The sequence below is a fragment of the Pseudomonas sp. R4-39-08 genome (genome assembly GCF_003852275.1).
In the GTDB taxonomy this organism is placed as follows: Bacteria; Pseudomonadota; Gammaproteobacteria; order Pseudomonadales; family Pseudomonadaceae; genus Aquipseudomonas.
In genome coordinates, this window is record NZ_CP027733.1 from 675,323 (window position 1) to 687,177 (window position 11,855).

13 protein-coding genes are annotated in these 11,855 nt (G+C 61.2%); 4 read left to right on the forward strand and 9 right to left on the reverse strand.

Features of this window, described 5'->3' with window-relative positions; genetic code table 11:
- Window position 1 precedes the first annotated feature (1 nt).
- The 5 genes from C4J88_RS02810 to ureE form a co-directional block, all read right to left on the reverse strand.
- Entirely contained in the window at window positions 2-1,102 is a 1,101-nt protein-coding gene (locus C4J88_RS02810) for an AGE family epimerase/isomerase (protein ID WP_124406162.1), read from the reverse strand.
- Window positions 1,103-1,258: 156 nt separating this feature from the next.
- Window positions 1,259-1,831, reverse strand: coding sequence for a HupE/UreJ family protein (locus tag C4J88_RS02815; protein WP_124406163.1), 573 nt, complete (start codon window positions 1,829-1,831; stop codon window positions 1,259-1,261).
- A 20-nt stretch (window positions 1,832-1,851) separates the two neighbouring features.
- Window positions 1,852-2,466: an urease accessory protein UreG gene (ureG, locus tag C4J88_RS02820; protein ID WP_017849719.1), complete on the reverse strand. Its 615-nt coding sequence runs from the start codon at window positions 2,464-2,466 to the stop codon at window positions 1,852-1,854.
- Between the two features lie 22 nt (window positions 2,467-2,488).
- Window positions 2,489-3,163, reverse strand: a complete 675-nt coding sequence (locus C4J88_RS02825; protein ID WP_124406164.1) for an urease accessory protein UreF — start codon at window positions 3,161-3,163, stop codon at window positions 2,489-2,491.
- Entirely contained in the window at window positions 3,160-3,660 is a 501-nt protein-coding gene (ureE, locus tag C4J88_RS02830; protein WP_124365654.1) for an urease accessory protein UreE, read from the reverse strand. The genes C4J88_RS02825 and ureE overlap by 4 nt, the downstream gene beginning before the upstream one ends.
- Before the next feature lie 339 nt (window positions 3,661-3,999).
- Between ureE and C4J88_RS02835 the strand changes: the two genes are divergently transcribed.
- Window positions 4,000-4,497, forward strand: coding sequence for a C40 family peptidase (locus tag C4J88_RS02835; protein ID WP_124406165.1), 498 nt, complete (start codon window positions 4,000-4,002; stop codon window positions 4,495-4,497).
- A 4-nt stretch (window positions 4,498-4,501) separates the two neighbouring features.
- Here the strand turns inward: C4J88_RS02835 and C4J88_RS02840 are convergent, their stop codons facing one another.
- Entirely contained in the window at window positions 4,502-5,134 is a 633-nt protein-coding gene (locus tag C4J88_RS02840) for a TetR family transcriptional regulator (RefSeq protein WP_057702615.1), read from the reverse strand.
- Between the two features lie 151 nt (window positions 5,135-5,285).
- Entirely contained in the window at window positions 5,286-5,657 is a 372-nt protein-coding gene (locus C4J88_RS02845; RefSeq protein WP_124361058.1) for a hypothetical protein, read from the reverse strand.
- Window positions 5,658-6,014: 357 nt separating this feature from the next.
- On the opposite strand from C4J88_RS02845, the gene C4J88_RS02850 reads away from it, so the two are divergent.
- Entirely contained in the window at window positions 6,015-8,081 is a 2,067-nt protein-coding gene (locus tag C4J88_RS02850; RefSeq protein ID WP_124406166.1) for an AsmA family protein, read from the forward strand.
- A gap of 118 nt (window positions 8,082-8,199) precedes the next feature.
- On the opposite strand, the gene C4J88_RS02855 is transcribed toward C4J88_RS02850, so the two are convergent.
- Complete coding sequence (locus C4J88_RS02855) at window positions 8,200-8,730, reverse strand: bacterioferritin (RefSeq protein WP_124406167.1); 531 nt, start codon at window positions 8,728-8,730, stop codon at window positions 8,200-8,202.
- 236 nt (window positions 8,731-8,966) lie between these two features.
- Between C4J88_RS02855 and C4J88_RS02860 the strand changes: the two genes are divergently transcribed.
- Together C4J88_RS02860 and C4J88_RS02865 are read left to right on the forward strand one after the other, a co-directional pair.
- Window positions 8,967-9,266: a PsiF family protein gene (locus tag C4J88_RS02860; protein WP_124361061.1), complete on the forward strand. Its 300-nt coding sequence runs from the start codon at window positions 8,967-8,969 to the stop codon at window positions 9,264-9,266.
- A 177-nt stretch (window positions 9,267-9,443) separates the two neighbouring features.
- A complete protein-coding gene (locus C4J88_RS02865) occupies window positions 9,444-10,457 on the forward strand; it encodes an AI-2E family transporter (RefSeq protein ID WP_124361062.1) in 1,014 nt (337 codons plus the stop codon).
- 124 nt (window positions 10,458-10,581) lie between these two features.
- Here C4J88_RS02865 and C4J88_RS02870 read toward each other — a convergent pair whose 3' ends face one another.
- Window positions 10,582-11,850, reverse strand: a complete 1,269-nt coding sequence (locus tag C4J88_RS02870; protein ID WP_124406168.1) for an Hsp70 family protein — start codon at window positions 11,848-11,850, stop codon at window positions 10,582-10,584.
- Between the last annotated feature and the right edge of the window lie 5 nt (window positions 11,851-11,855).

The window sequence follows — 11,855 nt, forward strand, 5'->3', positions numbered from 1 at the left end:
GTCAGCCCTGGTGCTGGATCAGCCCCTGATAGCAAGTAGCCAAATGGTAAGGGGTGGTCGACGGCATGTCCCGTCGGCTCACCGCACCCTGGGCATCCAGGCATTCGTGCCAGCCCTTGTCGTGCAGGAAGTTGTTCTGCAGCGCCAGCAACTGGCGTTGCAGCACCGCTCCGCTGCCGGGCCGCAAGGTCAACGCCCGCAGGTATTCAGCCTGCGCCCAGATACGCTGGGTGCCGTCGCGCACCGTGCCATCCACAGACAGCATGCCGCTGACCGCACCGCTTAACTTATCCACACCCTTTTGCTCAGCATAGGCAAACGCTCGCGTCAGTGAGGCATGCAGCGCTGTACCGCGCAGCACCTCTGACGACTCGAGCAAAAAGAACCACTCGAACTGATGCCCTGGCTCGAACCAGTTATCCACAGCGCCCAGGGGTTTTTCCATCATTACGCCGTGCTGGCGGTCGATAAAGCGCTTTTGCAGGGCGCCGGCCAAGTCCAGCAATGCGTCACGCGTGAGGGGATCGTCACGCACCGCCAGTGTGGCGAGAAAGCCTTCGGCCAGGTGCATCAGCGGGTTCTGCAAGGGGCCCGACTTGAGGCTTGACCAGTTGCGCTCCAGCACCGCTTCGTAGAGGCCGTCGCCGCTGGCGAAGCGTTCGGCGACCACGGCAAGCGCGGCATTGAGCACCGATTCCACCAACGGTTCACGCACCTTGGCCCAGTAATGGGCGCAGGCAAAGATGATGAAGGCGTGGGTGTAGAGGTCTTTGCGTTTATCCAGCGGCTGCCCGGCCGGGTCGATGCTGTAGAACCAGCCGCCGTGTTCGGCGTCGTGGAAGTGCCGTTGCAAGGAGCGGAACAGTGTGGCGGCGCGTTCCTCGGCAAAGGCTGCACCGGGTTCGCCGATCAGGCTGGCGAACAGGTACAACTGCCGGGCGCAGGCCATGGCGCGGTAGCGTTGTGGGGGTAACGGCTGGTGATCGGCGTCCAGTGCCTCGTACGGCAGCGCCAGGTCGGCATTCCAGCCCGGGCCCTGCCAGAGCGGCACGATCAGGTTGTGGAAGTGCGTGAGCACGGAGTTCAAAAGAGGTTGGGGCATCGGCTGGCGTCGTCACGGCAGGGGTGTGGCGCGCATGGTATCAGGCTGATCGTTCCCACGCTCTGCGTGGGAATGCTTTTCATGACGCTCCGCGTCATGCGTAGGAACGCGGAGCGTCCCCGGCTGCATTCCCACGCGGAGCGTGGGAACGATCTATCAGCCCGCCAACAACCAGACCCCAGTCGCCGCCGACGCAGCCCCGGCCACCCGCACCAACGGTGCCGCCGCCGCTGGCAGCAAACGTACCACCGCATAGCCCGCCGCGTGCAGCGCCGCAGTTGCGCCGACAAACCCCGCCGCATACGCCCAGGGGCTGGACATGTCCGGCAGTTCCAAGCCATGGGCCACGCCGTGAAACAGGGCAAACAACGCCGTCGCCGCCACCGCCACGAACAACGGCGGCCGTACTACCAGCGCCACCGCCAGGCCCAGCGCCAGCACCGACGCGGCGATCCCGCTTTCCAGCGCCGGCAGTTGCAGGCCTTCAAACCCCAGCATGCCGCCAATCAACATGGTGCCGGCGAAGGCGCAAGGCAGGGCCCAGCGTGCATTGCCTTTTTGCTGCGCCGCCCACAACCCGACCGCAACCATGGCCAGCAAGTGATCGAGACCGCCCAGCGGGTGGCTGATGCCGGCAACCAGGCCATTGTCGCCGTGACCCGGGTGAGCAAACGCGAGGGCGGGGGCCAGCAGCAACGTGGCGGCGGCGAACAGTTTCTTGAGGTTCATACACAGGCTCCGTAGGGGGATCAGGCAGCGGTCAGCAGGCCTTGGCGTTCGATAAAGGCGACGATTTCATCCAGGCCGACGCCGGTTTTCTGGTTGCTGAACACAAAGGGTTTGCCATTGCGCATGCGTTGGGTGTCGCTGTTCATCAACTCCAGCGAGGCACCCACCAGCGGCGCGAGGTCGATCTTGTTGATCACCAGCAGGTCGGATTTGCAAATACCGGGCCCGCCCTTGCGCGGGAGTTTGTCGCCGGCGGACACATCGATCACATAGATGGTCAGGTCTGACAGCTCGGGGCTGAACGTCGCCGACAGGTTGTCGCCGCCGGACTCCACCAGAATCAGGTCCAGGCCGGGAAAACGCCGGTTGAGTTGGTCCACCGCCTCCAGGTTGATCGAGGCATCTTCGCGGATGGCCGTGTGCGGGCAGCCGCCGGTTTCCACGCCGATGATGCGCTCCGGCGCCAGGGCCTGGTTGCGCACCAGGAAATCAGCGTCTTCGCGGGTGTAGATGTCGTTGGTGACCACCGCCAGGTTGTAGCGGTCGCGCAGTGCCAGGCACAGGGCCAGGGTCAGGGCGGTCTTGCCGGAGCCTACCGGGCCGCCGATGCCGACGCGCAGGGGTTGTGTGTTCATGTCAGGTTCTCCAAAAACAGTCTCAGGAACGGAACAGGCGGCTGTACTGGCGTTCATGAGCCATGCACGCCAAAGACAGGCCAAAGGCGGCGCTGCCCAGATGATCGGGTTCGATGCGGTCGGCCTCCTGCTGGGCCTGTTGCAACAGCGGCAGCAGCTCGCTGGTCAGGCGCTGCGCGGCTTGCTGGCCCAGGGGTAGGGTTTTCATCAGCACGGCCAGTTGATTTTCCAGCCAGCTCCATAGCCAGGCGGCGAGCGCGTCGTCGGCGCTGATTGCCCAGGCCCGCGCGGCCAGCGCCCAGCCGAGGGCGAGATGGGGTTCAGGGTGTTGGGCAAGAAAGTCACGGGCGGCGGCGTCCAGTTCCGGCAAGCCATTGAGCAGTTGTTGCAGGGAGTAGCCCATCTGCCGGCTCTCCTGATACAGCTCGCGGGTTTCGCGGCTGGCACGGTGTTCTTCACACAGCTGCGCCAGGCGTGGCCACGCCTGTTCAGTGGCCGCGCGGCAATGGGCGAGCAGCAGCGGCGCTTCGAAACGCGCGAGGTTGAGCAGCAATTGATCGCTGATCCAGCGCCGCGCGCTGGCGGCATTGTTGACGCGGCCGTTGTCCACGGCCATTTCCAGGCCCTGGGAATAGCTGTAGCCACCAATCGGCAACTGCGGACTGGCTAGGCGCAACAGCGCCCAGGCTGGGTTCATAGACGCACGCCGAACTGATGCAGTTTGGGCGCGTAGTTGAAGGCTTCATCGCCATGCCGCGAATGATGATGGCCACCGCCGTAGGCCCCGTGTTCAGGCTGGAAGGGCGCCTCAATGGTGTGCACGTCGGCGCCCAGCTGCTCAAGCATGGCCTTGAGCACATAGTCATCGAGCAGGCGCAGCCAGCCATCGCCGACCTGCAGGGCCACATGGCGGTTGCCAAGGTGATAGGCGGCGCGGGTCAGTTCAAACGCGTTGCGGCAGGTGACGTGCAGCAGCTGTTCAGGGCGCGCGCAGACACGTACGACGCGCCCGTCTTCAGCTTGTAGGAATTCGCCATCATGCAGCGGCGGTTGCCCACGCTCCAGAAACAGGCCGACGTCTTCACCCTCGGCACTGAAACAGCGCAGGCGGCTTTTGCTGCGGGCTTCGAAGTTCAGCAGCAGTTCGGCGGCCCAGAGGGCTTGCGGGGCGATTCGGCGGTGGATCACCAGCATCAGAAAGCTTCCGGCTATGAGCGATAAGGGAGCTAGAGCAAGGGGCTTGCCAACCCGGCAGGCGCGTAGGAATTTCCTGTCAGCAGGGCGCGAGCGCCACAAGGCAGGGCATTCGCTGAGTGCAACTGTGTTGCGATTTGGTGCGCTCGAACAGGTTTTAGCACCGAAAAAGGGCATTTTGCGTGGTGAACGGCCGTGTGTTGCATGAAACTTCTTTCATCCAATTCTTCGTGGCGTTTTTAAGGATTTTTCCCACAAGGCCATGGGAATCGGCCTTCGTGGAGTTACACGGGGGTTGTTTAAGATTCGCGCCGTGTTTAATTCACTGCGATGTTCATCATGTTCAAGTCACTTATCTGTTCCGTCATTGTCAGCCTGTCGTGCCTTATCTCATCAGCCTCGGCCACTCTTCAACAGCCGCCCACCTTTGTTTCCAAGCCCGCATCGTCCTCGGTCGACGATGTGATCGACCGGGCCCATCAATTGCTCGGCACACCCTACAAGTGGGGCGGTACGTCTACCGAGCAAGGGTTCGATTGCAGCAGTTTCCTGGTCTATCTGTTCAAGACCGAAGCGAATATTCAGCTTCCGCGCACCACGGCTGCGATGCACCGTTCCACCGCCGCGACCATCAAGCGCAATGCGTTGAAGCCGGGCGACGCGGTCTTTTTCAAAGGCAACGGGCAGGGGCGGGTAAGTCACGTCGGGCTGTATATCGGCGAAGGCAAATTCATCCATTCACCGCGTACCGGCAAAAATGTGCGTATCGATTCGTTGAGCAATACCTATTGGAGCAAGAACTACACCACGGCCAAGCGCTTTCATACGGCCGGCTGAGGCATTACTCGGTACTGCCCAGGCCTTGCCAATGCTTGAGGCCGATAAAGATGAAGCGCAATTGCTGGGTGATCTTCGCCTGGGGCGTGAGATGGGCAGGCAACGCGTGGGCGGGTGGGTCGATGATGTCGGGCAGGGTGGCGAACACGCTTTTGACGATGAGGTCGGCCATTACGTGCAAACCTTCGGCATCCAGGTGTTGCAGCTTGGGCATCAGCGTGAGGTCGGCCGCCAGGTCGCGGGTGATGTCTTCGCGCAGGGCGCCGATGGCCTGGCGCACTGCCAGGCAACCGCCATATTGTTCGCGGGCCAGGAACAGGAACTGGGAACGGTTGGCCGAGACCACATCGAGAAAGATCCGCACAGACGCATCGATGATCCCGCCCATCACGAATTCGTTGTGGCGCACCAGGCGAATCGTGGCGCGGAAGGTCTGGCCGACTTCACTGACCAATACGAGCCCAAGCTCGTCCATGTCGGCGAAATGGCGATAGAACCCGGTAGGCACGATACCCGCTGTCTTGGCCACTTCGCGCAGGCTCAGGCTGCCAAACCCACGGCCACACTCCATCAGATGGCGGGCAGCGTCCATCAAGGCGAGGCGGGTCTGTTGCTTCTGTTCGGCGCGGGGCAGCATGAGCGGATGGGCTTTGTCGGCGAGTACAGCGACGCACTCTAGCAAAACCGCTTTGCCGGCGTCGAACTTGGCGGGGGCGAGACGTGACGCGGTCTATATAAAAGCGAAAGCCCGATCGACAGACCGGGCTTTTTTCTGGGCCACCATGGGCTTAGCTCTGTGCTTGATGCAGTTCTTCCAGACGGTCGGCACCGCCTTCGGCAAGACCTTGGGTGTAGGCGCGATCATTGGCTTGTTCAGCGCCGCCTTCTACCAGACCTTTTTCTTGCAGGCGGTCGTTGCCACCTTCGGTCAGGCCTTCGGTGTAGGCGCGTTTGTTGGCCTGTTCCGAACCGTTTTCAGCGACAGCGCCTTTAGCGTAATCACGATTTTCGTCTTCTTGCGAACCGCTGCGCGCCAGGGTCTGGCTGGACTGCACGGCTTGGGCTTTGTTCTGTGGGGTGGCCTGTTCGGCGGCTGGCAGGGCAAAGGCACTGGAAGCCAGGATGGATAACAGGACGGTAGCGAGTACTTGGCGTTTCATGAGGGTTGCTCCTTGGGAGGGCGATAAAGTGGGTACAGGGCTAATGCTACTCTTGATAAGTCGATATAAAAGTTCATAAAGACAATGGTAATAATCAACAGAATTGATTGTTCCCACGGGAGGCTCTAGAACGCGCCTCTCAAGCACGCGGTTTTGCACCGGGGTGGGTATTTTCGACACGAACCTGGGTAACAATGGTGCGTCGTTGATGATCAACCTTGTCGGATTGATCAGGAAAATCGGTTTTTTCGGCTAAATCGGCCGTTGCGTTAAACCCCCAGGCACTTTGCCAGTCGTAGTCCTATAAGCTGTGTCAAAGGCTGTTGCCCAGCCAGTCGTATTCAGGAGCCCTGTGCAATGACGCGCACTCGAAAAATTGTCGCTTGGAGCTGCGCCAGCTTCGTTCTGTTGATTGCCATCGCGGTATTGGTCCTGGTGTTCTTCGACTGGAACCGCATCAAGCCCCCCCTCAATGCCAAGGTCTCCGAAGAGTTGCACCGCCCGTTCGCCATCAATGGCAACTTGGCGGTGGTGTGGCAGCGTGAGCCCGACGAAGGCGGCTGGCGCGCATGGGTGCCGTGGCCCCATGTGATTGCCGAAGACCTGAGCCTGGGCAACCCCGACTGGTCCAAGCAGCCGCAGATGGTCACGCTGAAGAAAGTCGAGTTGCGTATTTCGCCATTGGCCTTGCTGGCACAACGTGTGGTGATTCCGCGTATCGACCTCACCGAACCGAGCGCCGACCTGCAGCGCCTGGCGGACGGCCGGGCCAACTGGACCTTCAAGTTCGACCCCAAAGACCCCGACGCCGAGCCTTCCAGCTGGGTGGTGGACATCGGCGCCATCGGCTTCGACAAGGGCCACGTCACCCTCGACGACCAGACCCTCAAGACCCGCCTCGATGTGATCATCGACCCGCTGGGCAAACCGATTCCTTTCGGTGAAATCGTCGGTGACGCCGATGCCAAAAAGGCCTTGGAGAAAGGCTCGGCGCCGCAGGACTATGCGTTCGGCCTCAAGGTCAAAGGCCAATACCATGGCCAGGCGCTCGCCGGCACCGGCAAGATCGGCGGGTTGCTCGCCTTGCAGGACGCGGCCAAGCCGTTCCCGCTGCAGGCCCAGGTCCAGATCGCCGACACCAGCATCGCCCTGGCCGGCACCCTGACCGACCCGCTCAACCTCGGCGCCCTCGACCTGCGCCTGAAGCTGTCGGGCAGCAGCCTCGGCAACCTCTACCCGTTGACTGGCGTGACATTGCCCGATTCGCCGGCGTACTCAACCGACGGTCATTTGATCGCCAAGCTGCACGAAGCCAGCGGCGCTTCATTTCGTTATGAAAACTTCAACGGCAAGATCGGCAACAGCGACATCCACGGCAACCTGGCCTACGTTGCGAGCCAGCCACGGCCCAAGCTCAGCGGCGCGCTGGTGTCCAACCAACTGCTGATGGATGACCTGGCACCCTTGATCGGCGCCGACTCCAACGCCAAGCAGAAAGCCCGTGGCGGCGAAAGCAAACAACCGGCCACCAAAGTCTTGCCGGTTGAAGAGTTCCGCACCGAGCGCTGGCGCGAGATGGATGCCGACGTGGAATTCACCGGCAAACGCATTGTGCACAGCGCCGACCTGCCTTTCACCGACCTCTATACGCACCTGGTGCTCAATGATGGTGAGCTGAGCCTCGAGCCCCTGCGCTTCGGCGTGGCCGGCGGCAAACTCGATGCGCAGATCCGCTTGAACGGCCGCACCACGCCGATGGAAGGCCGCGCGAAACTCACGGCGCGTAACTTCAAGCTCAAACAGCTGTTCCCGACCTTTGAACCGATGAAAACCAGCTTTGGTGAACTCAACGGCGACGCCGATATTGCCGGGCGCGGCAACTCCGTGGCAGCACTGCTGGGCACGGCCAACGGTGACTTGAAGATGCTGATCAACGACGGCGCCATCAGCCGTGGCCTGATGGAAATCGCTGGCCTTAACGTGGGCAACTACGTGGTGGGGCGCCTGTTTGGCGACAAGGAAGTGAAGATCAACTGCGCGGCGGCGGACTTCGGCATCAAGACCGGTTTGGCGACGACACGCTTGTTTGTGTTCGATACCGAGAACGCGATCATCTACGTCGATGGCACAGCGAATATGGCGACCGAGCAGTTGGACCTGACCATCACGCCGGAATCCAAGGGCTTTCGTCTGTTCTCCCTGCGCTCGCCGTTGTATGTGAACGGGCCGTTCATCAAGCCCAATGCCGGGGTGAAAGCCATCCCCCTGGCGCTGCGCGGCGCGGGCATGGTCGCCCTGGGTGTGATCGCCGGCCCGGCTGCCGGGTTGCTTGCACTGGTCGCCCCAAGTGGCGGCGAGCCGAATGCGTGCGCACCGTTGCTGCAACAGATGCGAGAAGGCAAGGCGCCGAAAACCGTGAAGTAATAACGAAATGTGGGAGGGGGCTTGCTCCCGATAGCGGTGTATCAGCCAATCAATCTTTGACTGAAACAATGCTATCGGGAGCAAGCCCCCTCCCACAGGGGTATTGCGGTGTTGCGGGTTACAGACCCTGCAGAATATCCGCCATGTCATCGGCGTGTTCTTCTTCCTGGGCCAGGATCTCTTCGAAGATGCGACGGGTAGTCGGGTCTTTATCGCCGATGTACTGAATGATCTCGCGATAGCTGTCCACCGCGATGCGCTCGGCCACCAGGTCTTCGTAGACCATTTCCTTCAGCGAATTGCCCGCCACGTATTGTGCGTGGGAATTCTTCGACAACAGGTCGGGGTTGAACTCCGGCTCGCCGCCCAGTTGCACGATGCGTTCGGCGAGTTTGTCGGCGTGTTCGGCTTCCTGGGTGGCGTGCTCCAGGAACTCGTCGGCGGCGACGCTGGCTTTCAGGCCGCTGGCCATGAAGTAATGACGCTTGTAGCGCAACACGCAGACCAGCTCTGTGGCCAGCGCTTCGTTGAGCAGGCGGATGATTTCTTCGCGGTCGGCGTTATAGCCTTCGGTCACGGCACCGTTTTCGACGTTCTGGCGGGCGCGGCTGCGCAGGGTCGTAACGTCAGTCAAGTGTGCTTCAGTCATCTCAATCTCCTGGGGCTAATCCGGTTTTACGCCACGCTCTGCCGGCGTGATCGCTCCAGGTTGTGAGTCGCGCAAAGGGCGAAAAGTTTTATCGGATTTAACCGGATGTGTCATGAGCACTCCGTGTACTGGCATCGCGGCGACTGGAATATCCATGGCCGGTGAAGTTGTAACGAGTTTTGACTACACTGCGCTGTAGGCCGCGCCCTTCGGCACGGTAACCGGGAGAAAACTCCATGAAGATGCTGCGTATTCCGTTGATCATGATGAGCCTGCTGCTGTGTTCCCAAGGTTTTGCCGCCACCGCCCAGCAAAACAAAATGACCACCTGCAATGCCGAAGCCTCTACCAAGACCCTCAAGGGCGACGAGCGCAAGGCCTTCATGAAGACCTGCCTGTCGGCCCCCGCGGCCAACGACGCCAAGACCCTGACCCCGCAGCAGCAGAAGATGAAGGATTGCAACGCGTCGGCGAAAACCAAGGCGTTGGCCGGTGATGCGCGCAAGACCTTCATGAGTACTTGCCTGAAGAATTGATAGCCCCAGGCCATAGAAGGCTGCGACACTCGTACACAGCCCCCCTGTAGGAGCGAGCTTGCTCGCGAAGAACTCAATTACCCCCGCGTTTATTCAGAATAAACGCGTTATCGTTGGCGACCTTCGCGAGCAAGCTCGCTCCTGCACATCCTTTAACGCCGTTCGTTTTGAGGCTGTATGCCAACGTTTTCTCAGCGTCATGTGTTGTTGCTGTCCAGCTACATCATCATTTTCGGCGGGTTGCTGCTGGTGCTGCCGCTGAAACTGCTGCCCAGCCTGCTGGCTGGCCTGTTGGTCTATGAACTGGTCAACATGCTTACGCCCCAGCTGCAGCGCCTGATCGAAGGGCGGCGTGCGCGCTGGCTGGCGGTGGCCTTGCTGGGTACCTTGATCGTCAGCGTGCTCACGCTGATCTTCGCCGGCGCGATCAGTTTCCTGCTGCATGAAGCGGAAAACCCCGGCGCCTCGCTGGATAAATTCATGCATGTGGTCGACCGCGCACGCGGCCAGTTACCGCCGTCCATCGATGCCTATCTGCCCGCCAGCGCCGCCGAATTCCGCGTTGCCATCGGCGACTGGCTGAGCAAACACCTGAGCGAACTGCAACTGGTCGGCAAAGACGCGGCTCATATGTTCGTCACCTTGCTGATCGGCATGGTGCTCGGCGCGATCATCGCCCTGCAGCGCGTGCCCGACCTGACCAAGCGCAAACCCCTGGCCGCCGCGTTGTTCGACCGCCTGCACCTGTTGGTCCAGGCGTTTCGCAACATCGTCTTCGCCCAGATCAAGATCGCCGCGCTCAACACCGCCTTCACCGCCGTGTTCCTCGCCGTGGTGCTGCCGCTGTGCGGCATTCACCTGCCCCTGACCAAAACCCTGATCGTGCTGACCTTCTTGCTCGGCCTGCTGCCGGTAATCGGCAACCTGATGTCCAACACCCTGATCACGATTGTCGCGTTGTCGCTGTCGATTTGGGTCGCGGTGGCGGCGCTGGGGTATTTGATCGTGATTCACAAGGTCGAGTACTTCCTCAACGCGCGCATCGTCGGCGGGCAGATCAGTGCCAAGTCGTGGGAGTTGTTGTTGGCGATGCTGGTGTTCGAGGCCGCGTTCGGCTTGCCGGGGGTGGTGGCGGGGCCGATTTATTATGCGTATTTGAAGAGTGAGCTGAAGCTCGGTGGGATGGTTTAGGTTTTGTGTTGCCTGGGCTGACGCCATCGGGAGCAAGCCCCCTCCCACATTTTGACCGTGTTCACAAATCAAAGGTGGGAGGGGGCTTGCTCCCGATGGGGGCGCCGCAGATTCAAGTTACAACTCAGTTGCCGTAACGTTTGCTGGCCTCAATCGCCAACCCACTGCCAATACTGCCAAAGATATTCCCTTCCACATGCCGCGCATTCGGCAGCATCGCCGAGATGCTGTGGCGCAGTGCCGGGATCCCGCTGGAACCACCGGTGAAGAACACCGTGTCCACCTGGGCCACATCCACCGAGGCGTCGTTGAGCAGTTGGGTCACGCTGTTGCGCACGCGCTCGAGCAGGCCATCAATGGCCGATTCAAACAGGTTGCGGCTCAGTTCCACGCTCAAGCCAGGCTCAACCCGGTCCAGCAACACCAGGCGGCTGTCTTCATGGGTCAGCTGGATCTTGGTCTCTTCCACTTCCATCGCCAACCAGTGCCCGGCACGCTGTTCGATCAGCTTGAACAGGCGGTCGATGCCGCCAGTGTCTTCGATGTCGTAGCGCATGCTGCCCAGGGCCAGCTGGGATTTCTGCGAGTACACCGAGTTGATGGTGTGCCAGGTAGCCAGGTTCATGTGGTGGCTGGTCGGCATGTAGGCGCCGCTTTTCATGCGGCTGCCGTAGCCGAACAGCGGCATCATGCCTTGCAGGCTGAGCTGCTTGTCGAAGTCGGTACCGCCGATGTGCACGCCACCGGTGGCGAGGATGTCGCTCTGGCGGTTGTCGTTGTGACGACGGTCCGGCGACAGGCGCACCAGGGAGAAGTCGGAGGTACCGCCGCCGATGTCGACGATCAGCACCAGCTCTTCTTTTTCGATGGTCGACTCGTAGTCGAACGCGGCGGCAATCGGTTCGTACTGAAACGAGATGTCCTTGAAGCCGATCTTGCGGGCCACGTCGACCAGGGTGTTTTCCGCTTCCTGGTCGGCCATTGGGTCGTCATCGACGAAAAACACCGGGCGCCCCAGCACCACTTCTTCGAACTCGCGGCCGGCGGTGGCTTCGGCGCGGCTCTTGAGCTGGCCGATGAACAGCGCCAGCAGGTCGGTGAACGGCATCGCCGTGCCCAATACGCTGGTGTCGTGCTTGATCAGCTTGGAACCCAGCAGGCTCTTGAGCGAGCGCATCAAGCGGCCTTCGTAGTTCTCCAGGTATTCGTGCAGCGCCAGGCGACCGTACACCGGGCGGCGTTCCTCGAAGTTGAAGAACACCACTGACGGCAGGGTGATCTTGTCGTCCTCCAGCGCGATAAGCGTCTCCTCGCCGGGGCGGATCCAGCCGACGGTGGAGTTGGACGTGCCGAAGTCGATGCCGCAGGCACGGGCTGGGGATGGGTTTTTCATGTCGA

Bases quoted from the DNA above. Each gene is read 5' to 3' on its own strand.
- C4J88_RS02810 (WP_124406162.1), bottom strand. From the start codon at position 1,102: ATGCCCCAACCTCTTTTGAACTCCGTGCTCACGCACTTCCACAACCTG.
- C4J88_RS02815 (WP_124406163.1), bottom strand. From the start codon at position 1,831: ATGAACCTCAAGAAACTGTTCGCCGCCGCCACGTTGCTGCTGGCCCCC.
- ureG (WP_017849719.1), bottom strand. From the start codon at position 2,466: ATGAACACACAACCCCTGCGCGTCGGCATCGGCGGCCCGGTAGGCTCC.
- C4J88_RS02825 (WP_124406164.1), bottom strand. From the start codon at position 3,163: ATGAACCCAGCCTGGGCGCTGTTGCGCCTAGCCAGTCCGCAGTTGCCG.
- ureE (WP_124365654.1), bottom strand. From the start codon at position 3,660: ATGCTGGTGATCCACCGCCGAATCGCCCCGCAAGCCCTCTGGGCCGCC.
- C4J88_RS02835 (WP_124406165.1), top strand. From the start codon at position 4,000: ATGTTCAAGTCACTTATCTGTTCCGTCATTGTCAGCCTGTCGTGCCTT.
- C4J88_RS02840 (WP_057702615.1), bottom strand. From the start codon at position 5,134: ATGCTGCCCCGCGCCGAACAGAAGCAACAGACCCGCCTCGCCTTGATG.
- C4J88_RS02845 (WP_124361058.1), bottom strand. From the start codon at position 5,657: ATGAAACGCCAAGTACTCGCTACCGTCCTGTTATCCATCCTGGCTTCC.
- C4J88_RS02850 (WP_124406166.1), top strand. From the start codon at position 6,015: ATGACGCGCACTCGAAAAATTGTCGCTTGGAGCTGCGCCAGCTTCGTT.
- C4J88_RS02855 (WP_124406167.1), bottom strand. From the start codon at position 8,730: ATGACTGAAGCACACTTGACTGACGTTACGACCCTGCGCAGCCGCGCC.
- C4J88_RS02860 (WP_124361061.1), top strand. From the start codon at position 8,967: ATGAAGATGCTGCGTATTCCGTTGATCATGATGAGCCTGCTGCTGTGT.
- C4J88_RS02865 (WP_124361062.1), top strand. From the start codon at position 9,444: ATGCCAACGTTTTCTCAGCGTCATGTGTTGTTGCTGTCCAGCTACATC.
- C4J88_RS02870 (WP_124406168.1), bottom strand. From the start codon at position 11,850: ATGAAAAACCCATCCCCAGCCCGTGCCTGCGGCATCGACTTCGGCACG.